27 protein-coding genes and 3 tRNA genes are annotated in these 26,404 nt (G+C 54.4%); 6 read left to right on the top strand and 24 right to left on the bottom strand.

The window, feature by feature from the left end; all coding sequences use genetic code 11:
- Positions 1 to 32 precede the first annotated feature (32 nt).
- The 4 genes from rplI to rpsF are packed head-to-tail and all read right to left on the bottom strand — an operon-like array spanning position 33 to position 1,474.
- Complete coding sequence (gene rplI / locus LH23_RS07640; RefSeq protein ID WP_008460412.1) at positions 33 to 482, bottom strand: 50S ribosomal protein L9; 450 nt, start codon at positions 480 to 482, stop codon at positions 33 to 35.
- A gap of 41 nt (positions 483 to 523) precedes the next feature.
- The gene (gene rpsR / locus LH23_RS07635) at positions 524 to 751 is read right to left on the bottom strand and encodes a 30S ribosomal protein S18 (RefSeq protein WP_000135199.1); all 228 of its coding nucleotides are present in this window, start codon (positions 749 to 751) and stop codon (positions 524 to 526) included.
- Positions 752 to 755: 4 nt separating this feature from the next.
- Positions 756 to 1,070 (bottom strand): primosomal replication protein N, encoded by a 315-nt coding sequence (priB, locus tag LH23_RS07630; protein ID WP_008460409.1) that lies wholly within the window; start codon positions 1,068 to 1,070, stop codon positions 756 to 758.
- Between the two features lie 8 nt (positions 1,071 to 1,078).
- Positions 1,079 to 1,474, bottom strand: coding sequence for a 30S ribosomal protein S6 (gene rpsF / locus LH23_RS07625; RefSeq protein WP_008460407.1), 396 nt, complete (start codon positions 1,472 to 1,474; stop codon positions 1,079 to 1,081).
- Positions 1,475 to 1,821: 347 nt separating this feature from the next.
- Between rpsF and yjfY the strand changes: the two genes are divergently transcribed.
- On the top strand, positions 1,822 to 2,097 hold the full coding sequence (gene yjfY, locus LH23_RS23360) for a DUF1471 family protein YjfY (RefSeq protein ID WP_008460405.1): 276 nt from the start codon (positions 1,822 to 1,824) through the stop codon (positions 2,095 to 2,097).
- Positions 2,098 to 2,184: 87 nt separating this feature from the next.
- Here yjfY and yjfP read toward each other — a convergent pair whose 3' ends face one another.
- Complete coding sequence (gene yjfP, locus LH23_RS07615) at positions 2,185 to 2,913, bottom strand: esterase (protein ID WP_039289725.1); 729 nt, start codon at positions 2,911 to 2,913, stop codon at positions 2,185 to 2,187.
- A gap of 166 nt (positions 2,914 to 3,079) precedes the next feature.
- On the opposite strand from yjfP, the gene bsmA reads away from it, so the two are divergent.
- On the top strand, positions 3,080 to 3,409 hold the full coding sequence (bsmA, locus tag LH23_RS07610) for a biofilm peroxide resistance protein BsmA (protein ID WP_039289722.1): 330 nt from the start codon (positions 3,080 to 3,082) through the stop codon (positions 3,407 to 3,409).
- Positions 3,410 to 3,566: 157 nt separating this feature from the next.
- The gene (yjfN, locus tag LH23_RS07605) at positions 3,567 to 3,842 is read left to right on the top strand and encodes a DUF1471 family protease activator YjfN (protein ID WP_039289719.1); all 276 of its coding nucleotides are present in this window, start codon (positions 3,567 to 3,569) and stop codon (positions 3,840 to 3,842) included.
- A gap of 15 nt (positions 3,843 to 3,857) precedes the next feature.
- Here yjfN and LH23_RS07600 read toward each other — a convergent pair whose 3' ends face one another.
- The 15 genes from LH23_RS07600 to nnr all read right to left on the bottom strand — a co-directional run bounded on the left by LH23_RS07600 (position 3,858) and on the right by nnr (position 21,652).
- Positions 3,858 to 5,492: an isovaleryl-CoA dehydrogenase gene (locus LH23_RS07600; RefSeq protein WP_039289716.1), complete on the bottom strand. Its 1,635-nt coding sequence runs from the start codon at positions 5,490 to 5,492 to the stop codon at positions 3,858 to 3,860.
- A gap of 108 nt (positions 5,493 to 5,600) precedes the next feature.
- A complete protein-coding gene (gene rlmB / locus LH23_RS07595; protein ID WP_008460387.1) occupies positions 5,601 to 6,332 on the bottom strand; it encodes a 23S rRNA (guanosine(2251)-2'-O)-methyltransferase RlmB in 732 nt (243 codons plus the stop codon).
- A 178-nt stretch (positions 6,333 to 6,510) separates the two neighbouring features.
- On the bottom strand, positions 6,511 to 8,958 hold the full coding sequence (gene rnr / locus LH23_RS07590) for a ribonuclease R (RefSeq protein ID WP_039289713.1): 2,448 nt from the start codon (positions 8,956 to 8,958) through the stop codon (positions 6,511 to 6,513).
- Positions 8,959 to 8,996: 38 nt separating this feature from the next.
- A complete protein-coding gene (gene nsrR / locus LH23_RS07585; protein WP_008460383.1) occupies positions 8,997 to 9,422 on the bottom strand; it encodes a nitric oxide-sensing transcriptional repressor NsrR in 426 nt (141 codons plus the stop codon).
- 177 nt (positions 9,423 to 9,599) lie between these two features.
- Positions 9,600 to 10,898 carry an adenylosuccinate synthase gene (locus LH23_RS07580; RefSeq protein ID WP_039289709.1) on the bottom strand — a complete coding sequence of 433 codons (1,299 nt, stop codon included), beginning with the start codon at positions 10,896 to 10,898 and terminating at the stop codon, positions 9,600 to 9,602.
- Positions 10,899 to 11,000: 102 nt separating this feature from the next.
- The gene (locus LH23_RS07575; RefSeq protein ID WP_008453600.1) at positions 11,001 to 11,198 is read right to left on the bottom strand and encodes a DUF2065 domain-containing protein; all 198 of its coding nucleotides are present in this window, start codon (positions 11,196 to 11,198) and stop codon (positions 11,001 to 11,003) included.
- A 62-nt stretch (positions 11,199 to 11,260) separates the two neighbouring features.
- Positions 11,261 to 12,265, bottom strand: a complete 1,005-nt coding sequence (hflC, locus tag LH23_RS07570) for a protease modulator HflC (protein ID WP_039289706.1) — start codon at positions 12,263 to 12,265, stop codon at positions 11,261 to 11,263.
- A gap of 2 nt (positions 12,266 to 12,267) precedes the next feature.
- Entirely contained in the window at positions 12,268 to 13,527 is a 1,260-nt protein-coding gene (gene hflK, locus LH23_RS07565) for an FtsH protease activity modulator HflK (protein WP_008453604.1), read from the bottom strand.
- Positions 13,528 to 13,736: 209 nt separating this feature from the next.
- Positions 13,737 to 15,017: a ribosome rescue GTPase HflX gene (gene hflX / locus LH23_RS07560; protein ID WP_008453606.1), complete on the bottom strand. Its 1,281-nt coding sequence runs from the start codon at positions 15,015 to 15,017 to the stop codon at positions 13,737 to 13,739.
- 75 nt (positions 15,018 to 15,092) lie between these two features.
- On the bottom strand, positions 15,093 to 15,404 hold the full coding sequence (gene hfq / locus LH23_RS07555) for an RNA chaperone Hfq (protein WP_008453608.1): 312 nt from the start codon (positions 15,402 to 15,404) through the stop codon (positions 15,093 to 15,095).
- A gap of 101 nt (positions 15,405 to 15,505) precedes the next feature.
- The gene (gene miaA / locus LH23_RS07550) at positions 15,506 to 16,450 is read right to left on the bottom strand and encodes a tRNA (adenosine(37)-N6)-dimethylallyltransferase MiaA (protein ID WP_039289701.1); all 945 of its coding nucleotides are present in this window, start codon (positions 16,448 to 16,450) and stop codon (positions 15,506 to 15,508) included.
- Positions 16,443 to 18,320: a DNA mismatch repair endonuclease MutL gene (gene mutL, locus LH23_RS07545; protein WP_039289699.1), complete on the bottom strand. Its 1,878-nt coding sequence runs from the start codon at positions 18,318 to 18,320 to the stop codon at positions 16,443 to 16,445. Before mutL ends, miaA begins: the two co-directional genes overlap by 8 nt.
- A 9-nt stretch (positions 18,321 to 18,329) precedes the next feature.
- A complete protein-coding gene (gene amiB, locus LH23_RS07540; RefSeq protein ID WP_039289696.1) occupies positions 18,330 to 19,661 on the bottom strand; it encodes an N-acetylmuramoyl-L-alanine amidase AmiB in 1,332 nt (443 codons plus the stop codon).
- A 13-nt stretch (positions 19,662 to 19,674) separates the two neighbouring features.
- Complete coding sequence (gene tsaE, locus LH23_RS07535) at positions 19,675 to 20,136, bottom strand: tRNA (adenosine(37)-N6)-threonylcarbamoyltransferase complex ATPase subunit type 1 TsaE (protein ID WP_039289694.1); 462 nt, start codon at positions 20,134 to 20,136, stop codon at positions 19,675 to 19,677.
- Between the two features lie 4 nt (positions 20,137 to 20,140).
- On the bottom strand, positions 20,141 to 21,652 hold the full coding sequence (gene nnr, locus LH23_RS07530) for a bifunctional ADP-dependent NAD(P)H-hydrate dehydratase/NAD(P)H-hydrate epimerase (protein WP_039289691.1): 1,512 nt from the start codon (positions 21,650 to 21,652) through the stop codon (positions 20,141 to 20,143).
- Here nnr and queG point away from each other — a divergent pair.
- Positions 21,651 to 22,790 carry a tRNA epoxyqueuosine(34) reductase QueG gene (gene queG, locus LH23_RS07525; RefSeq protein ID WP_039289688.1) on the top strand — a complete coding sequence of 380 codons (1,140 nt, stop codon included), beginning with the start codon at positions 21,651 to 21,653 and terminating at the stop codon, positions 22,788 to 22,790. The two genes, nnr and queG, sit on opposite strands and share 2 nt — an antisense overlap.
- A gap of 272 nt (positions 22,791 to 23,062) precedes the next feature.
- Here queG and LH23_RS07520 read toward each other — a convergent pair.
- The 4 genes from LH23_RS07520 to orn form a co-directional block, all read right to left on the bottom strand.
- Positions 23,063 to 23,138: transfer RNA gene (locus LH23_RS07520), tRNA-Gly, on the bottom strand.
- Between the two features lie 36 nt (positions 23,139 to 23,174).
- Positions 23,175 to 23,250, bottom strand: a tRNA-Gly gene (locus tag LH23_RS07515).
- Positions 23,251 to 23,287: 37 nt separating this feature from the next.
- Positions 23,288 to 23,363 (bottom strand) — tRNA-Gly (locus LH23_RS07510).
- 185 nt (positions 23,364 to 23,548) lie between these two features.
- On the bottom strand, positions 23,549 to 24,094 hold the full coding sequence (orn, locus tag LH23_RS07505) for an oligoribonuclease (protein WP_039289684.1): 546 nt from the start codon (positions 24,092 to 24,094) through the stop codon (positions 23,549 to 23,551).
- Between the two features lie 113 nt (positions 24,095 to 24,207).
- Here orn and rsgA point away from each other — a divergent pair, with 113 nt between their 5' ends.
- Both rsgA and asd read left to right on the top strand, forming a co-directional pair.
- Positions 24,208 to 25,263 (top strand): small ribosomal subunit biogenesis GTPase RsgA, encoded by a 1,056-nt coding sequence (rsgA, locus tag LH23_RS07500; protein WP_039289681.1) that lies wholly within the window; start codon positions 24,208 to 24,210, stop codon positions 25,261 to 25,263.
- Positions 25,264 to 25,340: 77 nt separating this feature from the next.
- Positions 25,341 to 26,300, top strand: a complete 960-nt coding sequence (asd, locus tag LH23_RS07495; protein WP_039289679.1) for an archaetidylserine decarboxylase — start codon at positions 25,341 to 25,343, stop codon at positions 26,298 to 26,300.
- Positions 26,301 to 26,404: the final 104 nt, after the last annotated feature.

The raw sequence follows: 26,404 nt of genomic DNA, 5'->3' as shown, positions 1-26,404 counted from the left end.
GGCTGGCGTTTTTACGAGCAGTGAATAAAAACTTATTCAGCTACAACGTTTACAGTCAGTTTAGCGAATACTTCGCTGTGAACCTGGAAGTCCACTTCGTGCTCACCGGTGGTGCGCAGAACGCCGTTCGGCAGGCGAACTTCGCTCTTAGCAACAGCAACGCCAGCTGCAGTTACAGCGTCAGCGATGTCGCGAGTACCGATGGAACCGAACAGTTTACCTTCGTCGCCAGCTTTGGACGCGATGGTTACGGTTTCCAGTGCGTTGATTTTCTCAGCGCGAGCTGCAGCAGCAGCCAGAACGTCAGCCAGTTTAGCTTCCAGTTCTGCACGGCGTGCTTCGAAGAACTCAACGTTTTTCTTGGTAGCAGGAACAGCTTTACCCTGTGGTACCAGGAAGTTACGAGCGTAGCCCGCTTTAACGTTAACCTGATCACCCAGGCTACCCAGGTTTGCTACTTTATCAAGCAGAATAACTTGCATTACCTTATCCTCTCAAAGTCGTATTAATGGACCGTGACCGATTACTGATGACGATCAGTGTACGGCAGCAGAGACAGGTAGCGAGCGCGTTTGATAGCGCGAGCCAGCTGACGCTGGTATTTTGCACGGGTACCGGTGATACGGCTTGGGACAATCTTACCGCTTTCGGTGATGTAGTTTTTCAGCGTAGCGATATCTTTATAGTCGATCTCTTGAACGCCTTCCGCGGTGAAACGGCAGAACTTGCGACGACGGAAATAACGTGCCATATGGCTAGTCTCCAGAATCTATCAATTCAATCTGCTCGGCATGCAAGACCACTTTGTTCAGGCCATTTTTCATCTGATGACAAGTAATGAACCCATGAACCGTGATTTGCGTACCGACCGTTATACTGTGAGTAATGGCCTGGTTCGCGTGCCCGCTAACAATCACAGGCATTCGGCACCATGCCTGCCGGTTAAGACCGGCTTCCTCTTGCACAGAACGGTGCTCAAGCACGAACTGGCAGTGAGGAATTCCTGAGGGGCTGACCTTGCGAAGGGGCGTCTTGCACACAGTGCCAGACAACGCCAGGCGGTTGGCCATCATCAGAATTACTCTTCAGAATCCCCAGCATCTGCATCATCAGCGGTTTCGTTAGCGAAATCATCGCGACGCTCACGGCGCTCGTCTTTCGCTTTAACCATTGGAGATGCTTCGGTAACCGCGTGCTTAACGCGCATAACCATGCTGCGGATAACGGCGTCGTTGAAGCGGAAGTTAGTTTCCAGCTCATCGATCGCTTCCTGCGGAGCTTCAACGTTCAGCAGAACGTAGTGAGCTTTGTGCAGTTTGTTGATCGGGTAAGCCAGCTGACGGCGGCCCCAGTCTTCCAGACGGTGGATCGTACCTGCTGCTGCAGTGATTGCACCAGTGTAACGTTCGATCATGCCCGGAACCTGTTCGCTCTGGTCAGGATGGACCATAAAAACGATTTCGTAATGACGCATCGAATTGCTCCTTACGGATTATTCAGCCTCCTGTCAGGGTCAGCCGCGGCCCATGGAAGCAAGGAACGTGTTTGAATTGCGGCTGAAAAATTGACGCGTAATCATACTTACCCAAGCCGCTAAACTCAAGGCCGCAGGCAAATAAATTCTCTTTATGACAGGGGGAATGGCTAAGCCTGTGAATTTCAAAACAAAGCAGTAGATCGTCAAAATATTTTGAAAGAGACCATCAGAAATGGTCACTTTTTATTCAGCCATCAGGAATTACACTTATTGGTAACAGGCCGCCACAGCCATTAACAGGAGCGACGACCACGGATTTCAGGTTTGTTGTAGTGGAGCGCATCATGAAAAATATCGTTATTGCCCTCGCCGCTGTGCTGCTCTTTAGCGCCAATGCGGCCGCAGCTATAAAAATCGACGCCCGCCAGGCCAGAAATATGGACGATGTTCAGAGCCTGGGCGTTATTTACATCAACCATAACTTCGCCACCGTTTCTGAAGCGGAATCGGCCATTCAACAGGATGCTGACCAGCACAACGCGAAGTTTTATCACACGATAATCATGAGAGAACCGGGCAGCAACGGCAATATGCACGTCAGCGCTGACATCTACCGGTAGTTTGAGAGTACGCGTAAACACCAGAGAAGACACCACGACCTAAAAATCCATGTTTGACTTGCCCCCGCTTGCGGGGGCTTTTTTCGCTTACAGGTATCGGGCAAAAAATTGGCTTGTGGCGTCTAACGCTTCGGGCGTTATGCGATGTTTGACGCCCGCTTCCCATACACAAGTCAGGTTTTTATCCAGCTTGTTAGCCTCCAAAGCCTGTTGCAATCTGAACGTTTCGACGGCGGGCACAACATCATCTTCTTCACCATGCCAGAGCAGAAGCGGCCTGTTGCTTAGCGCCTCAAGCTTCTCGCTAACATCGTAATACTTCAGGCTGGCAATAACCTTTTCACGCACCTCCGCCGGAGGTGGAAATAGCGTTTGCGCGAGCGTCGTAAAATAACCCGATCCCATCAGGCTGGCGACGCAGCGCACTTCAGGATGCCGCGACATGATACCCAGCGCCGTCATGCCCCCCATAGAAGCCCCTCCCACGGCAAGTCTGCCCTCGGCAACACCGCCGGAGTTGATTAATGCCTGATAGAGAGCCGGGAATTCATCAATACTGTTTTTTAAAATCGGCCAGAACTGCTGCAAGCGAGCATGAGCGTCGCCGCAGTATCGAGCGCCATGATCGAGCGCATCAGGCATGACAACACGAAATCCCTGCTGCGCCAACGCCACAGCGAAATAGCTATATACCAGCTTTGAAGAGGTAAACCCGTGATAGAAAATCACCGTCGGCAGCGGGGACTGCTTCATTCCGGCAGGTACCGCATGCAACACTTCAACATCGGCGAATCGCTCATTATAAATTTCGATCATCTTCTCTTCTCCTCCGGTGAAATATCAGGGAAAGTAACGCAGATTAGGGATTATTGTAACGGTGAGATCTAGCTAGCGATTTTCATTCGAAAGTCAGCCAAAAGCGCGCCAGAGATAACAAATCGGGAACATTCCCCCTTTGCACGGCCAAACCCGGAACTACACTATGATCGTCAAGAAACGAGAAACCATCATGCCACGGCTATCCGTACTGATTCTGGCGGCCTTACTCAGCGCCTGCAGCGTGCTTCAGGGTACACCGCAGCCAGCACCGTCGCCGACGAATTATCCGCAGGAAGTGCAGCGTTCTCAGACTGCGGCATTAACAAAAATAGGCACCGTGACCGCCGTGGTACGTGGCTCTCCGATGGACTCAGAAGCCATTATTAAGAAGAAAGCCGCAGCAGCAAAAGCCGATTATTATCTCATCATTATGAATGATGAGACGGTTATCCCAGGCCAGTGGTATTCGCAGGCTATTTTGTATCGAAAATAGTCCGGGCCGATAGCCGTTATTTATTGATATTTACACAGCTTTTCGCCGCTTGATCGTTTCTTATGCACAATGGACCTCGCCCTCAGGAAGCGGGGTCAGCTTTGAGTAAGCGAAGGATTGCCCTGTCACTTCGGGGTAAAATGATAAGGAACTGACAATGAAACGATCTCTTGCCTTAACGACACTGCTGTTATCTGTTGGCCTCATTCCGACTCTGGCGCAGTCCGCCGAGTTTGCCAGCGCGGACTGCGTAACGGGCCTTAATGAAATCGGATTAATTTCGGTCAATGACATTGCTGGCAGCCCACAGGACGTCGAACGTATGATCGCGCTGAAAGCTGACGAGCAAGGTGCTTCCTGGTACCGCATTATTCAGATGCAGGAAAACTCTCTGGCCGATAGCTGGCGCGCGCAGGCCATTCTTTACGCATAAAGTCCCATCACTTTATTACGCCACGCCTCCCGTTGCCCGCAGCAGCACATCATTGATGACCTGCTCGGGCAAAAGCGATTCTCCCCGTTCATCCAGCATCATGCGGCACCAGGCTTCTGCTGCCGGGGGTGAAAGTGATTTAAGCAATTGTGCCCCACAGGCGAGAGTAGCCAGCTGCTGCGTAATTTCTCTGCCTCTCTCCTCCTGAGGCTTGTGCAGACGCTGCTGTAGCTGCCGCCAGTTGCGATCGAAATGCCGGTTTTGCCCTTTAACCTCATCAAACTCGCCGCACAGCATTTCCATCGCCGCAGGCTGTTTGGCGAGCACACGCAGAACATCAAGGCTCATAATATTGCCCGAGCCTTCCCAGATGCTGTTTACAGGCATTTCACGATATAACCGAGGCAGCTCGCTCTCTTCGCAGTAGCCTACCCCGCCCAGAACCTCCATCGCTTCGGCCACAAATGGGATCCCTGCTTTGCAGATGCTGAATTTCGCGGCCGGGGTAAACAAACGGCTGTAGGCCAGCTGTAGAGCATCGCCCGGGGACTCCCACGCTCGCGCCAGGCGGAAGAGGAAGGCTGTCTGCCCCTCAAGCCGTAACGCCATTTTCCCCAGCAGCTGGCGCATCATCGGCTGCTCAATCAACGTCTTGCCAAAAGCCTGCCGCTGCAGCGAGTGGTACAAGGCCACCGACAGCGCGCGCCGCATCAAGCCGTGGCTGCCCAGCGCACAGTCGAAACGGGTAAACCCGCCCATCTTCAGAATATGGCGCACGCCCTCACCTTCCTCACCAATGAGCCAGGCGGTGGCATCACAGAACTCGACTTCACTGCTGGCGTTTGAACGGTTGCCCAGCTTGTCCTTGAGCCGCTCAAGGCGAACGGCGTTGCGCTGGCCGTCCGGCAGAATACGAGGTAAGAAGAAGCACGACAGCCCGCCCTTAGCCTGAGCAAGCACCAGATGCGCATCACTTTGCGGCACGGAGAAAAACCATTTGTGCCCCACCAACCGGTAAGCCTCACCGGCCCCTCGACCAGCCAGCGGTTCCGCGCGAGTCGTGTTACTCAGCACGTCAGAGCCACCCTGCTTCTCGGTCATTCCCATACCGATCAGCAAACCACGTTTTTGTTCACCCGGCAGTAAATGTGCGTCATAGCGATCGCTCAGCAAGGACTTACGCCACGCTTCAAATGCCTTGGGTAAGTGCTGTAGCAGCAGCGGCGTTGCCCCAAACGTCATCGTAATCGGGCAAAGCGTGCCCGCTTCCACCTGAGCATGCTGGATAAACCGCGCCGCACGGGCAACAAAAGCGCCCTGTCGCGCATCTTCTTGCCAGGCCAGGTTGTGAACCCGATTAGCAAACAGGCCTTGCATCAGCAAATGCCAGGCCGGGTGAAAGCGAACGTCATCCAGGCGCTCTCCGCTGGCGTCAAACCGCAGCAGCTCCGGCGGATTGATATTTGCCAGTCGGCCCAGCTCCAAAGATTCGGCAGATCCCAGCTGTTGGCCAATGCTGGCCAGAAGTTCAATATCCCAGCCCGCCCCTTCCCGGGCGACGGCTTCTCGCAGCGGGATGTCTGAAAGAAAAAGATTGCTGTTGCTGAGAGGTTTGGGTTGATTAAAAACGGTATGAGTTTGCCAGCGCATGCTGTTCCCTCCATCTTTGGCAATGCCGGTAAGTATGGACGGAGATGCGGGTTCTGCGCGGAGGGGGATCACAAACGGGGTGTTTCCACCCCATTCAAATAATGCGGCTTAGCCGCGCTGGCGCACGATTTCAAACAGGCAAACGCCGGTGGCAACGGACACGTTCAGAGAAGAAACGGTCCCGGCCATTGGAATGCTGACCAGCTCGTCGCAGTGCTCGCGAGTCAGACGACGCATGCCTTCACCTTCTGCACCCATCACCAGCGCCATCGGGCCAGTGAATTTGCTCTGAAACAGAGTATGGTCTGCTTCACCGGCGGTGCCGACGATCCAGACGTTCTCTTCCTGCAGCAGACGCATGGTACGGGCCAGGTTGGTAACACGGATCAGCGGCACGTTCTCCGCTGCGCCACAGGCAACTTTTTTTGCCGTCGCATTCAGCTGCGCGGAACGATCCTTTGGCACGATAACCGCATGCACACCGGCCGCGTCTGCACTACGCAGGCAGGCACCAAGGTTATGCGGATCGGTGACACCGTCCAGAATCAGCAGGAACGGACGTTCGTGTTCAGCGATCAGATCAGGCAGATCGTTTTCCTGATACTGGCGGCCCGGTTTCACGCGGGCGATGATGCCTTGGTGTACCGCGCCTTCGGCTTTCTCGTCGAGCCACTGGCGATTTGCCACCTGCACCGGGATCCCTTGTGCTTCAATAGCGTGGATCAGCGGCAGCAGGCGCTTGTCTTCGCGACCTTTCAGGATAAAAACTTCCTGAAAACGCTGCGGAGCACGTTCAAGCAGGGCCTGGACGGCGTGAATGCCGTAAATAATTTCACTCATCGATATCACTCATTGCGGACGAAGGTTCGCCCGTGTTGGTTTGTTCATGGTCTGGATTTGCCCCTCACCCCAACCCTCTCCCCAAAGGGGCGAGGGAGAAAACGATAAAAGCATACATTATCGTTCTGTTTGCTCCCTCTCCCTCTTCGGGAGGGAATACGTCAGGGTGAAGGTAATATCAGCTCGCCTGCTTCTTCGCGGCGCGCTTCGCCTTGGTTGCTGCGGCTATTTTACGGGTTTTATCCGACGGCGCTTTGGCTTTCTTCGGTTTCTTTCCAGCCTTATCTTTTTTCGCTTTCGCTCCGTCTTTCTCTTTACGGAAAGCATTGTCCGGTTCGAAGTTTACGCGCTTGCCTGCCTGACGGCGTTTAGACGGTGCGCCACCATTTCCGCCTCGCTTCGCTTTGTCTTTTGCCGTTTTGCCTGCACCGCGCGGCGCACGTGAGCTTGAGATAAGCGCGAAGTCGATTTTACGCTCGTCCATGTGCACGGCTTCCACCCGGACCTCAACGCGGTCGCCCAGACGATAAGTCTGCCCGCCGGATTCGCCAATCAGGCGCTGACCAATCTGGTCAAAGCGGTAGTAGTCGTTGTCCAGCGTCGAGACGTGAACCAGGCCGTCGATAAACAAATCGTCCAGACGCACGAAGAAACCGAAGCCAGTTACGCTGGCAATAATGCCGTTGAATACCTGGCCGACCTGATCCTGCATGAAGTCGCATTTCAGCCAGTCCGCTACGTCGCGAGTCGCTTCGTCGGCGCGGCGTTCTGTCATTGAGCAGTGCTGACCCAGCTGCAGCATCTCTTCCATGCTGTAGTGCCAGCCACCGGATTCGGTGCTGTTGCCGGTATGCCCCTGCTCTTTTGCCAGTAAGTATTTAATGGCGCGGTGCAGCGACAAGTCCGGGTAGCGACGAATTGGCGAAGTAAAGTGCGCGTAGGACTGCAGCGCCAGGCCGAAGTGACCACGGTTTTCCGGATCGTAAATCGCCTGTTTCATCGAGCGCAGCAGCATGGTTTGCAGCATTTCGTGATCAGGGCGATCGGCGATAGATTCCAGCAGATCGGCGTAATCACGCGGCTCTGGTTTTTGCCCACCGGGTAATTCCAGGCCCAGCTCCGCCAGCACAGAACGGAACGCGGTGATCGCATCGTTGCTTGGGCGATCGTGATCGCGGAACAGCGCTGGCTCATTATTCTTCTCGACAAAACGCGCCGCCGAGATGTTAGCGAGGATCATGCACTCTTCGATAAGTTTATGTGCATCGTTACGCACGGTCTGCTCAACACGCTCAATGCGGCGCTCAGCGTTGAAGATAAACTTCGCTTCTTCGCTTTCAAACGAGATCCCGCCGCGCTGGGCACGAGAAACTTCCAGCACTTTATAGAGGTTATGCAGCTCTTCAATGTGCTTAACCAGCGGTGCATATTGCTCGCGCAGTTCCTGATCGCCCTGCAGCATATGCCAGACCTTGGTATAGGTCAGGCGCGCATGGGAGCTCATCACCGCTTCATAGAATTTATAGCCCGTCAGACGCCCCGCTGCGGAGATGGTCATCTCGCAGACCATACACAGGCGGTCAACCTGCGGGTTCAGGGAACAAAGGCCGTTTGAAAGCACTTCCGGCAGCATCGGTACTACCTGCGACGGGAAGTAAACTGACGTCCCACGATTGCGGGCTTCGTTATCCAGCGCCGTTGGCGGACGAACATAGTAGCTTACGTCGGCGATCGCCACCCAAAGGCGCCAGCCACCGCCGCGTTTTTTCTCGCAGAAGACGGCGTCATCAAAGTCACGCGCATCTTCACCGTCGATAGTCACCAGCGGCAGATCGCGCAGATCAACGCGGCCGATTTTGGCTTCTTCCGGCACTTCTTCTTTCAGGTTTGCAACCTGGGCTTCAACTTCTTTCGGCCAGACGTGCGGGATTTCATGGGTACGCAGCGCCATATCAACGGCCATGCCGGTATCCATGTTGTCGCCAAGCACTTCAACAATCTTACCGATCGCTTTGGTACGACGCGTTGGGCGCTGAGTCAGCTCGACCACAACCACAAAGCCCATACGGGCGCCCATCAGCGCTTCCGGCGGGATCAGAATATCGAAGCTCAGACGGCTGTCGTCCGGCACCACAAAACCTACGCCAGCGTCGGTAAAGTAGCGGCCAACAATCAGCCCGGTTCTTGGCTCCAGTACGCGCACAATACGTGCTTCGCGGCGGCCCTTACGGTCAGCACCGAGCGGCTGCGCCAGTACCAGATCGCCATGCATGCACATTTTCATCTGCTCAGATGAAAGATAGAGATCGTCTTTACTCCCTTCGACGCGCAGGAAACCAAACCCGTCGCGGTGGCCGATCACTTTACCTTTCAGTAAGTCCAGACGTTCCGGCAGCGCGTAACACTGGCGGCGAGTGAAGACCAGTTGGCCATCACGCTCCATCGCACGGAGGCGACGGCGCAAAGCTTCAAGCTGTTCTTCACCGGAGATTTTTAGTTCTTCCGCCAGCTCTTCGCGGCTGGCCGGTTTTTCACGTTTTGAGAGATGGTCGAGAATAAACTCCCGGCTTGGGATCGGGTTTTCGTATTTTTCGGCTTCTCGTTCCTGAAAAGGATCTTTTGACATTTCGGGTCCTCCGTTGTCATCCGCAGGTGAAATCGTGATTATTCCACCAGCAGTAATTTGTAGAGCGGTTGGTTTTGGTCCACCAGGTCGGCCAGCGTGTGCTTGTCCAGTTCCTGAAGGAAACTCTGCACCGCCTCAGCCAAAGCCTGTTTAAGTCGGCAGGCGGGGGTGATATGACAAAACTCACTGCTACAGTTCACCAATGAGAGCGGCTCCAGCTCGCGCACCACGTCGCCAATGCGGATCGTTTCCGCAGGCTTACCAAGACGAATGCCGCCATTTTTTCCTCGCACGGCCATGACATAGCCCGCGCGGCTGAGTTGATTGATGATTTTCACCATGTGATTACGGGACACGCCGTACACCTCTGTGACTTCAGAGATATTGGTCATTCTCCCTTCGGGAAGAGAAGCCATATAAATCAAAGCACGTAAACCGTAATCAGTAAAACTCGTTAACTGCACATCAACCTCATGGGTGGGAGGGGAAACGCTTTGCGCAAGGCAAGTTGCACCTTAAAGCAGGTACATATTGATGATAAACCAGCCATATGGTTGCCAGCTAATTTATTTGATTGGAATGATGAATAAAGCGGCGGGAAGAAAGCAATACGGGGTGTGATACCACACCCCGCGACATCATTATGCGTCGAACGGATCGCGCAGAATCATGGTTTCAGTACGGTCTGGGCCGGTTGAGATAATGTCAATCGGCACGCCGGTCACTTCTTCAATGCGTTTGATGTAGTTCAGCGCTGCCTGCGGCAGACCGCTGCGCTCTTTCACGCCGAAAGTGGTTTCAGACCAGCCAGGCATCACTTCGTAAATCGGTTGGATACCTTCCCAGTCATCCGCAGCCATTGGGGTCGTAGTGACTTCGCGACCATCCGGCATACGGTAGCCGACGCAGATTTTCACTTCTTTCAGGCCGTCCAGGACGTCCAGCTTGGTCAGGCAGAAGCCGGACAAGGAGTTGATCTGCACCGCACGACGCACGGCAACCGCATCTAGCCAGCCGGTACGACGACGACGACCGGTGGTCGCACCGAATTCGTTACCCTGCTTGCACAGGAATTCGCCGATGTCATCAAACAGCTCAGTTGGGAACGGACCTGCCCCCACGCGAGTGGAGTAAGCTTTGATGATACCCAGAACGTAATCCACATAGCGCGGACCAATGCCGGAGCCAGTCGCAACGCCACCTGCGGTGGTGTTAGAGGAGGTTACGTACGGATAGGTCCCGTGGTCGATGTCCAGCAGTGTACCCTGGGCACCTTCAAACATGATGAAGTCGCCGCGTTTACGCGCCTGATCCAGCAAGTCAGAGACATCAACAACCATGCTGGTCAGGATGTCGGCAACCGCCATCGCATCGTCCAGCACTTTCTGGTAGTCAACGGCTTCAACTTTGTAGAAGTTCACCAGCTGGAAGTTATGATATTCCATCACTTCTTTCAGCTTGTCTGCAAAGGTGGCTTTGTCGAACAGGTCGCCAACGCGCAGGCCACGACGGGCCACTTTGTCTTCGTAAGCTGGCCCGATGCCGCGACCGGTAGTACCGATAGCTTTTGCACCGCGTGCTTTTTCACGCGCAACGTCCAGCGCAACGTGGTAGTCAAGGATCAGCGGGCAAGCTTCTGACAGCAGCAGACGCTCACGTACTGGAATACCGCGGTCTTCCAGACCTTTCATCTCTTTCATCAGCGCAGCTGGAGACAGCACAACGCCGTTACCGATGATGCTGGTGACGTTTTCGCGAAGAATGCCTGATGGAATAAGATGAAGAACGGTTTTTTCACCGTTGATTACGAGAGTGTGACCTGCGTTGTGACCGCCCTGGTAGCGCACAACATATTTAGCCCGTTCAGTCAGAAGATCGACGATCTTTCCTTTACCTTCGTCACCCCATTGGGTGCCCAGTACGACGACGTTGTTACCCATTTTTCAAAATCACCGTTTGCTTAAAAATGGATTCTACCATCGGTTTCTCAGATGAACAGCCCTTTTAGTATACAAAATCAGTTTCTGCCGGATAAATTTCACTCAGCTACTTGCGCGACTCAACATGTAGTAGATCACGATGCCAGCAACCACAAGACCACCGCCAAAACGACGCAGTAGTGTGTCCGGCAATTGTGCCATAGCCAGAATCATTCGCCGCCAAATGCGCGGATACAGCATTGGCCCCAGGCCTTCGAGTACCAAAACCAGCGCAAGCGCCAGCCAGATTGTTGAATTCATAATCATCCTTTGCGGGCATAAAAAAAGAGCCGGTAAACCGGCTCTTTCAAATTACTCAGCAATTAGCGTGCGCTATTTGCTGGCGTTTTCATGTAGCGGAAGAAGTCGCTGTCCGGGCTCAGCACCATAATATCCTGATTAGACTGGAAGCTGGCTTCATAAGCGCGCAGGCTACGGATAAAGGCGTAGAAGTCTGGATCCTGGCTAAACGCATCAGCAAACAGCTTCGCGGCTTCAGCATCACCTTCACCACGAGAGATACGCCCTTCACGCTCGGCTTCTGCCAGCGTACGGGTAACTTCGTAGTCTGCAGTTGCACGCAGCTTCTCAGCTTCTTCCTGGCCCTGTGAACGGTGACGACGGGCAACCGCTTCACGCTCTGCGCGCATACGGTTGTAAATCGCCTCGGACACCTCAGCAGGCAGGTTAATCTGCTTGATACGCACGTCCACAACTTCAATACCCAGCGCCGCCATACTGTTCGGGTTAACCACCGGCACTTTGCCGTTGGTTTCCTGAGTTACGCGCGCTGCGGCAGACGCAATAGCATCATCCGCTGCCGGCGTAGCAACTTCATCATCCGTGCCCGCAGAACCGGAGTTCAAAGCGTCACGGACGTCCAGCGTCAGGCGACCACGGGAATCGGTCACGATGTCTTTCACATCCAGACGACCAATTTCAGAACGCAGACGGTCACTGAACTTACGTTTCAGCAGCACTTCTGCCTGAGAAACATCACCACCGCCAGTAGCAAGGTAGTAACGGCTGAAGTCGCTGATACGCCACTTGATGTAGGAGTCAACAATCAGGTCCTTCTTCTCTTTGGTTACAAAGCGATCGGCCTGGTTGTCCATCGTCTGGATACGAGCATCCAGGGTTTTCACGGTCTCAATGAACGGGATCTTGAAGTGCAGACCCGGCTCATACACGACCGGTTTGTTTTCGTCATCACGCAGAACTTTGCCGAAGCGTAATGTAATGCCGCGCTCGCCCTCATGCACCACGAACAGCGAGGTGTAGATCACGACCAGCACGATGATAATTACTGCAACAAAAGACTTACGCATCGTTATTCACTCCCTACGCGCTGGGTATCGTTGCGCAGTGCGTTAGCACGACGCTGATCCATGATATCGCCACTCGAGGAGGACGAAGAGGTGCTGGCACTGCTGCTTGAGCTGGACGCTGGCGGCAGACGCAGCAAATTGTTCGCTGCGCTGTTATCGCTCTTTGCGGCCGGCTGCTGAGCGCCGCCCTTCAACATCTGATCCAACGGCAGCACCATCAGGTTGCCACCTTTATCGTTAACCAGCACTTTACGGGTGTGGCTAAGGACTTTTTCCATGGTCTCGATATACAGACGCTCGCGGGTGATTTGCGGTGCGGCTTTATATTCTGGCAGCATCTTCGCGAAGCGAGCCACTTCACCCTGCGCTTCCAGAACGGTCTGTGCTTTATAAGCACGCGCTTCTTCCAGAATACGTTGAGCCTGGCCGTTTGCACGCGGCTGTACTTCGTTGCTGTAAGCTTCCGCTTCACGGATGTACTGCTGTTCGTTTTCACGAGCGGCAATCGCATCATCAAAGGCGGCCTTAACTTCTTCCGGCGGACGTGCCGTCTGGAAGTTTACGTCCAGCAGCGTGATACCCATGTTGTAAGGCTTGATGGTTTCTTCAAGCTCACGCTGGGTATCGCTACGAATCACGGTACGACCTTCTGTCAAGATCTTATCCATAGTGTATTTGCCGATAACGCCGCGCAGCGCGCTGTCGGTGGCCTGACGCAGGCTGTCATCCGCACTGGTCACGCTGAACAGATAGCGCTGTGGATCGGTCACGCGGTACTGCACGTTCATCTCAACGCGCACGACGTTTTCGTCAGAAGTCAGCATCACACCGGACGCTGCAAGTTCACGTACCGACTCAACGTTCACTGCCTGAACGCTGTCGATAAACGTCGGTTTCCAGTTCAGACCCGGTTCAACCAGATGACTGAATTTACCAAAGCGGGTCACAACACCGCGTTCGGCTTCTTTAATGGTATAGAACCCGGTTGCAGCCCAGATAATGACCGCTGCAGCGGCAACAATACCGACCACACGACCGCCAATAGGATTGCCCGGCCCCTGCGATGCATTACCACCGCCGCTGCCACCGCTTTTCCCGCCGCCAAGGCCGCCGAGCTTTTTGCTCAGTTTGCGGAAGATATCATCCAGATCAGGTGGCCCCTGATCACGCCCTCCTTTGTTACCCCCAGAGTCGCCGCCAGGCTTGCTGCTTCCCCACGGGTCGCGGTCCTGTCCGTTATTACCGGGCTGATTCCACGCCATGTTTATGCTCCATATTTGTTGTGCGGTGATATCCCCCGAGGGGGAAATAGTCTTCAGGACATTTATACCCGTCATACTTAAAGCCGCAGGTGCGTTGGCTGCGCCCGCTCACCCCAGTCACATAGTTAGCTATGCTCCTTGGGACTCTCGCTCTTGTCGCCTGCCTGCAACTCGAATTATTTAGGGTATATGAACCAGTCTGATGACATCTAAACGATGTAATCCGCGAGTGCCGGTTCTTGTTTACAAAGGCGACGCCAGTCCACGATAGGCATACGGACTTCTAACCCCACGCAGCCGTCTTCCTCTGTCCACTCTTTTTCTATTGCCTGAAGCTGATAAAAACGGCTCCGCAAACGCCCTGCCTGAGGGGGTAAACGCAGCGTATGCTGCGCAATTTCACCAGACAAACGCTCCGTCAGAGCCTGGAAAAGCAGTGGGACACCGGCACCGGTCTGTGCGGAAAGCCAGACCCGGATCGGCACATTCTCGTCGTTCCTGTCAATACGCGGCTCAAACTCATCCAACGCATCGATTTTATTCATGACCAACAGCGTAGGAATTTCATTCGCCTCAATCTCTTCCAGTACGGTATCGACTGCTGCAATGTTTTCCTGCATCCGGAAGTCGGCCGCGTCAATCACGTGTAACAACAGCGTGGCCTGACGTGTCTCCTGCAAAGTGGCTTTAAACGCCGCTACCAAATCATGCGGCAGGTGGCGAATAAAACCGACAGTATCTGCCAGCACGGTTTCGCCCACATCGGCGACGTCAATACGGCGCAGTGTAGGATCGAGTGTGGCAAATAGCTGATCCGCGGCATAAACATCGGCCGCGGTAATTCTATTAAATAGCGTAGATTTGCCGGCGTTGGTGTAGCCCACCAATGAAATCGTTGGCACATCTGCTTTATTACGTGAACGCCGCCCCTGCTCGCGCTGTTTTTCCACGCGTTCTAAACGCGAGAGGATCAGCATAATACGATTGCGCAGCAGACGACGGTCCGTCTCGAGCTGGGTTTCCCCCGGACCGCGTAAACCGATCCCGCCTTTCTGGCGCTCAAGGTGGGTCCAGCCGCGTACCAGGCGTGTAGCCAAATGGCGAAGCTGGGCCAGCTCAACCTGCAATTTACCCTCATGGGTACGTGCACGTTGGGCAAAAATATCTAAAATTAACCCGGTGCGATCGATAACACGGCACTGGCACAGGGCTTCCAGGTTACGTTCCTGGGCGGGGGATAACGCATGATCAAACAGCACAACCGACGCCCCAGTGGCCTTAACGGCCTCGGCAATCTCAACGGCTTTGCCTTCACCTACGAAATACTTTGGGTGCGGGGACTTGCGGCTACCGGTTACCACCTGCAGTGCTTCGACACCGGCTGAAGAGACCAGGGATTCAAACTCCGCCAGGTCTTCCATGTCTTTGTCTTGCGAAAAATAGATGTGAACCAGTACCGCCTGCTCACCGGCATCATAACGGTCAAACAAGCGTATAACCTCTCAAAAAGACCAGCGGGGAACGCAGCTGAACTGGTCCCCCGACCGGGAAAACAGCAAGCAACCTTATTCGGTTTCTTCGCTGTCTTGTTGCGGCGCAGAACCAGCCTGAGCGCTGCCGCCGTGATGGTAGCCGCCAGAACCGCCGGTGCCGGTGTTATTGCTATGATGAGAAACCGGACGAGACGGAACAACGGTAGAAATCGCGTGCTTATAGACCATCTGGCTGACCGTGTTTTTCAACAGGATCACGAACTGATCGAAAGACTCAATTTGCCCTTGCAGCTTAATACCATTCACCAAATAAATAGAAACTGGAACACGTTCACGACGCAGTGCGTTCAAGAACGGATCTTGTAAAGATTGCCCCTTAGCCATTCTATCTTTTCCTTATATGTTTGTTGTTTGTCACTCAAGAGCGATTAGCTCTGAAAAACTGCGTAAAAATTTGCGCACGCTGACGATTCAATTGTACACATTCACCCATGCTTCGCACTAACAACCTGTAGCACTTCGCTGTATGCCTGCTCTGGTTTTTCACTGTCTAACCAGTGAACACCTTCCCAGCCACGCAGCCAGGTCATCTGGCGCTTAGCCAATTGACGCGTCGCGCAAATACCTCGATAAACCATCTCATCGTATGACGTTTCACCGGCCAAATAAGACCACATCTGGCGGTAGCCCACACAACGGATGGAAGGCATCTCCGTATGCAAATCTCCGCGAGCAAAAAGCGCCCGCACTTCTGCTTCAAAACCTGAAGCTAACATCTGATGAAAACGCTGCTCAATTCGCTGATGGAGCAGTTCACGGCTCGCCGGGGCGATGGCGAACTGATGCACCTGATACGGCAGAGCTTCTCCTGACGTTTGCGTCAGTTCCGTTAAAGTTTTACCCGAAATGAAAAAAACTTCCAGTGCCCGGGAAAGCCTTTGCGGATCATTTGGATGAATCCGGGCAGCGGCAACGGGATCGATTTCTTCCAGTTGACGATGCAACGCATTCCACCCTTGCTCTGCCGCCTGTTGCTCTATCTTTGCCCTGACTTCCGGGTTCGCCGACGGCAGTGGCGAAAGCCCTTCCAGCAGCGCTTTAAAATAGAGCATAGTCCCGCCGACCAGCAGCGGAATACGCCCGGCGGCGGTAATTTCAGCCATCTCGGCCAGCGCATCGCGGCGAAAATCTGCCGCAGAGTACGCCTGAGCCGGGTCAAGCAGGTCCAGTAACCGGTGAGGCGCCTGGGCGAGCTCTTGTTCCGTTGGCTTAGCGGTACCGACATCCATTCCACGATAGATGAGGGCCGAATCCACGCTTATCAACTCTACCGGCAAAGTTTTACGCAAATTAATAGCAAGTGCCGTCTTGCCTGAGGCCGTTGGCCCCATTAAAAAAATCGCCTGTGGCCTTTTTTTATCTTCAGTCATCTTTCAGGGCGTTCATCGCCGATTGTAAATCAACAGGTTGCAGCAAACCGCCGGGGGGGGATTTCACCAACTGCGGGCAAAGACGTTCTACGTCTGCCAGCAGGGTGATCGCCTGAGCCTGACTCCACTGTTCGTGATCGCTTGCCAAATGACGAGCAATCCACAAAGCCAGCTGGCCCGCCGAAACGTCCGCCTGTTGCGCCAGGTATCCTGGCAGTTCGTGAATCAAGATTTGTAAATTTTGTTTGCGTAAAGGTAAAGGTACCGTGCGAATTGTTATCTGCCGGGCATCAGTATCAAACTCAATGCCCATTTCTTTCAAAAGCGCCTGATATTTAACCAATACGTCATGTTCTTCGCGACTGACTTTCAGCCGCAGCGGAATCAGCAGCGGCTGAGCACGCAGACCTTCACTCCCCGGCGCCAGTTGAGCCTGTTTTAGCCACCGTTCAGCAACCACCAGCGAAAGCAGCGAAAGTTTGCCCTGTCGCTCCAGCAAAGCTTTATCCGGCGGTAAAACCGTTAACACCCGGCCAAAACTTTGCGAATGTCCCTCTAACGCAGCCGGCTCTTCAGCACGATCGGCAGGTTTGGGCTCGACGTCGGGCGTCTCAAGCAACTGATGATAAAGGGCACCCTGCTGCTTTTGATAGCCAGGTGCTGCATGTGGCCAAAGCGGTGTGACTCCGGCCCCGGCTGGACGGCCACCGCTGCCCGATGTAGGCGAACTCTGCCTTGTCGCAGCCTCACGGGGCTCACGCGCGACGGCTGGCGTGGCAAACTGATTGCGCCCTGCGGCAACACGGTTTTCCGGCTGCCAACGTTCAACGGGCGTTTCCGCCGTTTCTTCCAACGCCAGGGCGTTCTCACCCTGCTGCTGAAATACGCTGATCACACCCTGATAGATAAAGTCATGCACCAGCCGTGACTGATGGAAACGCACCTCATGCTTCGCCGGGTGAACGTTAACGTCCACCTGGTGCGGATCGATCTCCAGATACAGCACAAAGGCCGGCTGCTGATCCACACCCAATTTGTCTTCACAGGCCTGGCGAATCGCATGGTTAATTAAGCGGTCGCGCATCATGCGCCCGTTAACATAACAATATTGGATCTCCGCCAGGGCCGAAGTGGTTGCAGAAGGCTCAGCAACCCAGCCACGTAGCGTCAAATCACCGTGCTGCCACTCAATGGCCAGCGCCTGTTCGAGAAATGGCGTACCGCAAATGGCCCCCAGGCGACGCTCGCGTGGCGCACCTTCCTGAACGGCACGGTACTGGCGGATCATTTTGCCGTTGTGATTGAGCGTGATAGAAACGTCAAACCGCGCAAGCGCGATGCGGCGCACCACTTCATCAATATGATTAAATTCGGTTTTTTCGGTACGCATGAACTTACGGCGCGCGGGCGTGTTGTAAAACAGATCGAGCACTTCAAGCGTCGTCCCGACAGGGTGCGCGGCTGGTTTGACCGTCACAGCCTGGTCACGCCCTTCAGCATAGGCCTGCCAGGCTTCACTTTGTTCTGCGGTACGCGATGTCAGGGTCAGGCGGGAAACGGAGCTGATGCTTGCCAGCGCTTCGCCGCGAAACCCGAGACTGATAATGGCCTCCAGGTCATCAAGCGAGGCAATTTTACTGGTGGCATGGCGAGCCAGCGCCAGTGCCAGCTCCTGCTGCTTGATGCCGCAGCCGTTGTCCCGAATACGAATGAGCTTCGCGCCACCACGCTCAATGTCGATATCTATGCGTGTGGCCCCGGCATCAAGACTGTTCTCAACCAGCTCTTTCACTACCGACGCAGGACGCTCTACAACCTCGCCAGCGGCGATCTGGTTCGCAAGCTGCGGCGGCAGAACCTGAATCGGCATGTTATCTCCTTAGTTGGTCACCGCGACCTGCTGCGGCGAACCCAGTTGGCTATGGGCAGTTTGCTCATTCGATGGAGCAGACTGCAGCGGGTGCTCGCGGAAATAGTTCCGCAGCCCCTCATAAATGGCCTGAGCTATTTGCTGCTGGTAAGTGTCGCTGCCAAGCAAGCGCTCTTCGGAACTGTTGCTGATGAAGCCAGTTTCAACCAACAGAGAAGGAATATCCGGTGAACGCAGCACGCCCAGGCTCGCGTGTTCCGGGCGGCGCTTATGTAAAGAGCCTACACGCTGCAGCTGAGCCAGCACTTTAGTCGCCACATCATACCCGACCCGCTGAGAATGACCGAACTGCAAATCCAGCACAGCCTGGCTCAGGTAGGGATCGGCCTGGCTGTTTGCCAGCACATCTCCCGCTCCGCCCAGCAACTCAGATTGCTTCTCATGCTGCTCCAGCCAGCCCGCCATTTCACTGTTCGCACGGCGGTTAGAAAGCACCCAGACGGATGCGCCAGTGGCATCGCGATTCGGCGCTGCATCCGCATGAATAGACACCAGCAGATTTGCATTCTGCTTACGCGCTACGTCTGAACGCCCCATGACCGAGATAAAGTAATCCCCATCGCGAGTCAGCACACCACGGAACATCGGGTCATCGTTCAACAAGGCTTTCAGCTTCCGCGCGATAGAAATAGTGACGTTCTTTTCCTGCGTACCACTAGGGCCAATCGCACCGGGATCCTGACCGCCGTGACCGGCGTCAATGGCAACCACAACGGTATCCGACGGGCCGCTGTTTTTGGCACGAGCCGCCGGGCGAGTCACGGTATTAGAACCTATCACGCCGGTGACCTGCTGAGGCTTAAAGGGATTACGAGCCGGATCAGGAGCCTGAACGGGGGTAACTGGTTCAACGCGCTTAGCCACAACTGGCGGCGGAGGTGGAGGCGGTGGAGCATCAGCATTGATCGTAAAGATAACGGTATAGCTGGCCCCGTTTTGCTGTTTCACGGCACGGGTTTTGCCTGGCTGGGTTAAATCGACGACCAGACGCAAAGATTGATCGTCTTTTGGCTGCCCGGCGCTGATGCTTTTCACCAGATTACTGCCGCTAAACTGCAAGGGAAGCCCGCGAATCACGCCGGTTTGTTTGATATCCAGCGCAACGCTTCGCTTATTATCCTGTGAAAAAGTGTATTCCGGGTCGCCCATAAAACTAAAAGTGATACGAGCCTGATTCTCACCGTTAGAAACCTGAATATCCGACAGTGCTGCCGCTCCCGCTTGTACAGAGCACAGCAGCAGGAATCCGGCCATCAACCAACCTTTCACGCGATAGATCATCCCGTCATCCTTGCTATTTGGCTAACCGCGCCAGTAACGCTTCACCAGATGAGGAAACGGCGGCAATGCGCGCTTCGCGACCTTGCGCCTCGTAGCTCAGGTGAATTTCGACATCCGGGTCCGGGAGCACACCTGTCCCCTGCTGCGGCCATTCCACCAGGCAAATTGCATCGTTGGTGAAGTAGTCACGGATCCCCATAAACTCAAGCTCTTCCGGGTCAGCCAGGCGATACAAGTCAAAGTGATAAACCATCAGGTTATCAAGTTGATACGGCTCAACTAATGTATACGTTGGGCTTTTAACGTTGCCCTTGTGCCCCAGCGCCTGTAAAAAGCCGCGGCTAAAGGTGGTTTTACCCGCGCCGAGGTCGCCATAAAGGTAAATCACCGTCGCGCCCTCACAGGCCTTTGCGAGGCGCTCGCCCAGCGCTAACGTTGCCGCTTCTTCAGGTAATGCAATAACTCGATTCATCATGGCTTCAGGTATTCAAATCCGGGTTAACAAACAGGTAAAGCGTTGAAAGCAGGTCGCTTGCCAGCATACCGCGCATGCCTCGCTGGCGGGCTAATACATCAGCCGCCGCGCCGTGAGCTACGCAACCTGCACAGGCAGCATCATAAGGGTTAAGCTTCTGTGCCAGCAATGCGGCAATGATCCCCGACAGCACATCCCCCATTCCACCGCTTCCCATCCCGGCGTTGCCAACGTCGATAACGCCCAGCCGATCGTGGCTGGCAACCAGCGTGCCGGCACCTTTTAAGACCACGGTTCCGCCATAACGTTTAACCAACCGCCTTACTGCAAGTAAGCGGTCACTCTCAATTTGTGACACAGCGCAATTAAGCAGCCTTGCCGCTTCGCCGGGATGAGGCGTAATCACGCGATTCTGACGTTTATCCGGGTTGATTGCCAGAAGGTTAAGCGCGTCCGCGTCCCAAAGCATCGGTTTACGGCTGTTTTCGACTTTCTGCAGCGCTTTTTTACCCCACTCCTGCTGCCCGAGCCCTGGCCCAATGGCCACCACATCGGCCCACTCCAGAGCATCATCAAGCGATTGCGGCGTCAGCTCATGAACCATTAGCTCGGGGCAAGCGGTAAGCAGTGGCGCAACGTTTTCAGCACGAGTAAGTACCCGAACAAGACCAGCCCCCGCTCTCAATGCAGCTTCACCGGCCAGACGAATGGCTCCGGCAGTGCCGCTGTCGCCACCAATCAGTACCAGCCGCCCGTTATCCCCTTTATGCGACGTCGGCCGCCTCGGTTTAATCCACCCGGCAAGCTGCTGAACATCAAACCGGGAAATGGGTGCGGCCTGCCCTTCGAGCCAGGGTTCAAGCCCCAGAGCGGCAAAGTGCAGCCTGCCAACCACATCCCGCGCCTTCCCTGTGAGTAAACCAGGCTTGAGTGCGATAAACGTCACCGTATCCGCCGCCTGAACCACCGTGCCGGGCACAGCGCCCGTTTCTGCCATCAGGCCAGAAGGGATATCCAACGCGATAACCGGCGCAGGGTGAACGTTCATCTGCTCAATCAACCGGGCAATGCCTTCGCGCGGCGCGCTGTTTAAACCAATGCCCAGCAAGGCATCGATAATTAAATCAACATCAGCAGGCCAGAATTTATCGGGATCGTGCGGAACGCCGCCTGCATTAAGCCACGCTTCACGCGCCTGACCGGCTTCTTCGGGTAAAGGCTTTTCACTTTCTACAGCCAGCACCGTTGTCTGAAAACCCGCCGCCTGCGCCAGCCGGGCAACGACATACCCGTCCCCGCCGTTATTCCCATGCCCGCAGACAATCAGCCAATGTCGAGCGTCAGGATAACGCGTGCAGGCAATCTGAAATGCCGCCTGACCGGCGCGCAGCATCAGCTCATACAGCGTGATGCCCAGGCTATCGGCTGCGTCTTTTTCAGCGTTACGCAGCCAGTCTGCTGGCCAGACCGAATGTGGTATACTTTTGCCGTACTTTTCCAGGTTATGGTCCGTCATGTCACAGCCCCTCGATTACAATCAGTTAGCGCAAAACATTAAACAATGGGGCAAAGATCTTGGCTTCCAGCAGGTCGGTATAACCGATACCGATCTCACCGCCAGCGAGCCGCAGCTGCAGGAATGGCTCGACAAGCAATATCACGGTGAAATGGACTGGATGGCCCGGCACGGCATGATGCGCGCGCGCCCACACGAGCTGGTGCCCGGTACGCTCAGGGTCATTAGCGTTCGCATGAACTACCTTCCCACCAATGCCGCCTTTGCCTCAACGCTGAAAAACCCACAGTTGGGCTACGTCAGCCGCTACGCGCTGGGCCGTGACTACCATAAAGTCTTGCGTAACCGCTTAAAAAAGCTGGGAGAAATGATTCAGTCCCACTGCTCCACGCTGAATTTTAGACCTTTTGTTGACTCCGCGCCGCTTCTTGAGCGCCCGCTGGCCGAAAAAGCCGGGCTGGGCTGGACAGGTAAGCACTCACTAATCCTTAATCGCGAGGCAGGTTCGTTCTTCTTTCTTGGCGAACTGCTGGTCGATATTCCGCTGCCAATTGACTCCCCTGTTGAGGAGGGCTGCGGCCGCTGCGTAGCCTGCATGACCATTTGCCCGACCAATGCCATCGTCGAGCCCTACACGGTGGACGCCAGACGCTGTATATCCTATCTGACCATAGAACTTGAAGGCGCAATCCCGGAAGAATTCAGGCCGCTTATCGGCAATCGTATCTACGGCTGCGATGACTGCCAGCTCATCTGCCCATGGAACCGCTACTCGCAGCTTAGCGAAGAAGATGACTTCAGCCCACGTAAGGCGCTCCATTCGCCGCCGTTGACTGAGCTGTTTGCCTGGAGTGAACAGCATTTCCTGCGCGTGACCGAAGGCTCAGCGATCCGCCGTATCGGCCACCTTCGCTGGCTGCGTAATATCGCCGTTGCGCTGGGCAACGCCCCCTGGGATGAAGCGAATCTGGCCGCGCTTGAACAGAGACAAGGTGAGCACCCACTTCTGGATGAACACATTGAATGGGCGATTGCGCAACAATTAGCCAGACGAAGCGAGCAGGCCGTTGAGGTTCAGTTACCGAAGAAACAGCGCCTGGTGAGGGTGATTGAGAAAGGGCTTCCGCGCGACGCATGATATGTCCACAGCGTGTGCATAACATTCAAAAACACGTTGTCATTCAAGTGTCAAAATTTCTGCAAGCATTACATTAATATTTCGACACTAAATTAACTTATTAATTATCAATAAGTTAAAATATTGATGTAATAAATATTACATTTGTAGAAGGCGTGTGGAAAGGGAGAAGGCTGTGGATAAGTCTGTTCATAGTTGTATTGCAAGACAGCAAAAAGCCACCGGCAACGCCTGTTAAGCGCTGTGGATAATTTGTTCTTGAAAGGAAAATTTGGAGCGGGAAACGAGACTCGAACTCGCGACCCCGACCTTGGCAAGGTCGTGCTCTACCAACTGAGCTATTCCCGCTTGGGTGGTGCGTGGCTGTAAAAGCCAATCAAATTTTGGAGCGGGAAACGAGACTCGAACTCGCGACCCCGACCTTGGCAAGGTCGTGCTCTACCAACTGAGCTATTCCCGCTTGGGTGGTGCATGGCTGTAAAAGCCAAATCAAATTTTGGAGCGGGAAACGAGACTCGAACTCGCGACCCCGACCTTGGCAAGGTCGTGCTCTACCAACTGAGCTATTCCCGCTCTGTGTAACGCTGCAAATTCTGCATCGGTACGGGAGGCGCATTATACGAGAATTCGTTTTTGTCGCAAGCCCTCAAACGTTTTTTTTCACGTTTTTCGTCTGACTGCTGGTTAAATCGCCATGATGATTATTTTATCGTCGAAATTGGTTATTTTCCCCTCACCTTTCGGTAAGGGGACTGTTTTTAAAGCTTAATAAAATTCTCGCGATAGTAAGCCAGCTCCGCTACGGACTCGCGAATATCGTCCATTGCCTGGTGAGTCCCCTGCTTTTTGAAGCCAGGCAGAATTTCCGGTTTCCAGCGGCGCGCCAGCTCTTTCAACGTGCTCACGTCGAGGTAACGATAATGGAAGTAGGCCTCCAGCTCGGGCATATACTTAAACAAAAAGCGGCGATCCTGCCCAATGCTGTTCCCGCAAATCGGAGAAGTATTCGCCGGCACCCACTGCTTCAGGAACTCCAGCGTCGCCAGCTCAGCCGCGCGATCGTCATGCGTACTTGCCTTCACGCGCTCAACCAGCCCGCTTGCAGTATGGGTACGAACGTTCCAGTCATCCATTAGCCCCAGCTGTTCATCGGACTGATGTACCGCGATGGTTGGCCCTTCTGCCAGAATGTTCAGGTTGGCATCGGTCACCAGGGTAGCAATCTCAATAATGCGATCCCGCTCGGGATCCAGACCGGTCATTTCTAAATCAATCCAAATCAGATTGTTTTCGTTTCCACTCATGCTATTTTCCACCCTTCTTGTGCGTCGCCCACCCTTGACGATGGGTTAATTCGTATAAAATAGTGTGTATCATAGAGGTTTTGCCCACCAGGGGCGACCAGGAGCCAGTACGCTTGAGCAAAAATAAACTCTCCAAAGGGCAGCAGCGCCGCGTCAACGCGAACCACCAGCGTCGTCTGACAAAAACCGTGGAGAAAGCCGATTATGACGATGCCCAGTTTGGTGAACCGCGCGAAGGCACGGTCATCAGCCGCTTTGGCCAGCATGCGGACGTCGAGTCGCATGAAGGCACGGTACACCGCTGCAACATTCGTCGCACCATTCGTTCGCTGGTTACCGGCGACAAGGTAGTCTGGCGCTTAGCGAAAGAGGCCGCCGAAGGCATCTCGAAAAAAGGGATTGTCGAGGCCGTGCATGAGCGCACCTCCGTTCTGACCCGCCCAGACTTTTACGACGGCGTAAAACCGATTGCGGCAAACATCGACCAAATCATTATCGTTTCGGCCATCCTGCCGGAGCTGTCACTGAACATTATTGACCGCTATCTTGTCGCCTGCGAAACCCTCGACGTTGAGCCACTGCTGGTGCTCAACAAAACCGATCTGCTGGACGATGAAGGCCGGGCCTTCGTTAACGAACAGATGGATATCTACCGCAAAATTGGCTATCGCGTGCTGATGGTTTCCAGCTACAAAGCAGAAGGGCTTAAAGAGCTCGAAGCCGAGCTAGTAGACCGCATCAGTATCTTTGCGGGCCAGTCCGGCGTAGGCAAATCAAGCCTGCTGAACCACCTGTTAGGCTTCACCGACAAGCAAATTCTGGTGAATGACGTTTCCGACGTCTCCGGGCTTGGTCAGCACACCACCACGGCTTCCCGACTTTATCACTTCCCTGGCGGCGGCGATGTCATTGACTCCCCCGGCGTGCGTGAGTTTGGTCTCTGGCACCTCGAGCCTGAACAAATCACCCACGGGTTTGTCGAATTCCATGATTATTTAGGCCGTTGTAAATACCGCGATTGCCGCCATGACAACGATCCAGGCTGCGCCCTGCGTGAAGCCGTGGAACAAGGCCAGATCGCTGAAACACGTTTCGAAAACTACCACCGTATTCTGGAAAGCATGGCGCAGGTAAAAACGCGTAAAAGCTTTTCTGATACTGACAACTGACAATTAAGCTGGGCGTCGCTAGAATCGCCCCTTTTCTGTATCGGCCCACATGCAGGGCATTTAGCCAGGAGGCTATTTTGTTAGACAACATTAAACTTTCGCTGCAGTACATTCTGCCAAAACTGTGGCTGACTCGCCTGGCGGGCTGGGGCGCAAGCAAACGTGCTGGCTGGCTGACCAAACTGGTCATCGATCTGTTCGTCAAATACTACAAAGTCGACATGAATGAAGCGCAAAAGCCGGACACCGCCGCTTACCGCACCTTCAATGACTTTTTTGTGCGTCCGCTGCGTGATGACGTGCGCCCGGTAAATACCGACCCTAACGTGCTGGTGATGCCTGCTGACGGCGTGATAAGCCAGCTGGGCCGCATCGAAGAAGATAAAATCCTGCAGGCAAAAGGCCATAACTACAGTCTGGAAGCGCTGCTGGCAGGTAACTACCTGATGGCCGACCTGTTCCGTAACGGCAGCTTCGCCACAACTTACCTTTCACCTCGCGACTACCACCGCGTGCACATGCCATGTAACGGCATTCTGCGTGAAATGATCTATGTTCCGGGTGACCTTTTCTCCGTCAACCACCTGACGGCGCAAAACGTCCCGAACCTGTTTGCCCGTAACGAGCGCGTGATCTGCCTGTTCGACACCGAATTTGGCCCAATGGCGCAGATTCTGGTTGGTGCTACCATTGTTGGCAGCATCGAAACCGTCTGGGCGGGCACCATTACGCCACCGCGTGAAGGTGTGATTAAACGCTGGACATGGCCTGCAGGCGAAAGTGAAGGTGCCGTTGCGCTGCTGAAGGGCCAGGAAATGGGCCGCTTCAAGCTGGGCTCGACAGTAATTAACCTGTTTGCGCCAGGCAAAGTAAACCTGGCAGAACAGCTGAAAAACCTGTCGGCCACCAAAATCGGCGAAGTGCTGGCTGTCTCAAGCGAACCTGTCATTGAGCCTGAAGTGCCGGTGAGCGAAATCCCTGCCGAGGTACTGGACACCAAAGCAGACGAATCCGAAGCGCCAAAAACCGCAGAATAACGTCTAAAATCAGGCGACGGGTCACCCCGAAGCCTGAAAGCTCACAGCACTTAACCACGAAAATCAACCCATTGATTTTCTGCTAAAACATCCAGGAGGGAAAC

Source organism: Cedecea neteri (assembly GCF_000758305.1).
Taxonomy (GTDB): Bacteria; Pseudomonadota; Gammaproteobacteria; order Enterobacterales; family Enterobacteriaceae; genus Cedecea; species Cedecea neteri_C.
This window is presented reverse-complemented; position numbering and strand designations above follow the sequence as displayed.

Excerpts from the sequence above, each read along its gene's own strand:
- rplI (WP_008460412.1), bottom strand. The coding sequence starts at position 482 with ATGCAAGTTATTCTGCTTGATAAAGTAGCAAACCTGGGTAGCCTGGGT.
- rpsR (WP_000135199.1), bottom strand. The coding sequence starts at position 751 with ATGGCACGTTATTTCCGTCGTCGCAAGTTCTGCCGTTTCACCGCGGAA.
- priB (WP_008460409.1), bottom strand. The coding sequence starts at position 1,070 with ATGGCCAACCGCCTGGCGTTGTCTGGCACTGTGTGCAAGACGCCCCTT.
- rpsF (WP_008460407.1), bottom strand. The coding sequence starts at position 1,474 with ATGCGTCATTACGAAATCGTTTTTATGGTCCATCCTGACCAGAGCGAA.
- yjfY (WP_008460405.1), top strand. The coding sequence starts at position 1,822 with ATGAAAAATATCGTTATTGCCCTCGCCGCTGTGCTGCTCTTTAGCGCC.
- yjfP (WP_039289725.1), bottom strand. The coding sequence starts at position 2,913 with ATGATCGAAATTTATAATGAGCGATTCGCCGATGTTGAAGTGTTGCAT.
- bsmA (WP_039289722.1), top strand. The coding sequence starts at position 3,080 with ATGATCGTCAAGAAACGAGAAACCATCATGCCACGGCTATCCGTACTG.
- yjfN (WP_039289719.1), top strand. The coding sequence starts at position 3,567 with ATGAAACGATCTCTTGCCTTAACGACACTGCTGTTATCTGTTGGCCTC.
- LH23_RS07600 (WP_039289716.1), bottom strand. The coding sequence starts at position 5,492 with ATGCGCTGGCAAACTCATACCGTTTTTAATCAACCCAAACCTCTCAGC.
- rlmB (WP_008460387.1), bottom strand. The coding sequence starts at position 6,332 with ATGAGTGAAATTATTTACGGCATTCACGCCGTCCAGGCCCTGCTTGAA.
- rnr (WP_039289713.1), bottom strand. The coding sequence starts at position 8,958 with ATGTCAAAAGATCCTTTTCAGGAACGAGAAGCCGAAAAATACGAAAAC.
- LH23_RS07580 (WP_039289709.1), bottom strand. The coding sequence starts at position 10,898 with ATGGGTAACAACGTCGTCGTACTGGGCACCCAATGGGGTGACGAAGGT.
- LH23_RS07575 (WP_008453600.1), bottom strand. The coding sequence starts at position 11,198 with ATGAATTCAACAATCTGGCTGGCGCTTGCGCTGGTTTTGGTACTCGAA.
- hflC (WP_039289706.1), bottom strand. The coding sequence starts at position 12,265 with ATGCGTAAGTCTTTTGTTGCAGTAATTATCATCGTGCTGGTCGTGATC.
- hflK (WP_008453604.1), bottom strand. The coding sequence starts at position 13,527 with ATGGCGTGGAATCAGCCCGGTAATAACGGACAGGACCGCGACCCGTGG.
- hfq (WP_008453608.1), bottom strand. The coding sequence starts at position 15,404 with ATGGCTAAGGGGCAATCTTTACAAGATCCGTTCTTGAACGCACTGCGT.
- miaA (WP_039289701.1), bottom strand. The coding sequence starts at position 16,450 with ATGACTGAAGATAAAAAAAGGCCACAGGCGATTTTTTTAATGGGGCCA.
- mutL (WP_039289699.1), bottom strand. The coding sequence starts at position 18,320 with ATGCCGATTCAGGTTCTGCCGCCGCAGCTTGCGAACCAGATCGCCGCT.
- amiB (WP_039289696.1), bottom strand. The coding sequence starts at position 19,661 with ATGATCTATCGCGTGAAAGGTTGGTTGATGGCCGGATTCCTGCTGCTG.
- tsaE (WP_039289694.1), bottom strand. The coding sequence starts at position 20,136 with ATGATGAATCGAGTTATTGCATTACCTGAAGAAGCGGCAACGTTAGCG.
- queG (WP_039289688.1), top strand. The coding sequence starts at position 21,651 with ATGTCACAGCCCCTCGATTACAATCAGTTAGCGCAAAACATTAAACAA.
- nnr (WP_039289691.1), bottom strand. The coding sequence starts at position 21,652 with ATGACGGACCATAACCTGGAAAAGTACGGCAAAAGTATACCACATTCG.
- orn (WP_039289684.1), bottom strand. The coding sequence starts at position 24,094 with ATGAGTGGAAACGAAAACAATCTGATTTGGATTGATTTAGAAATGACC.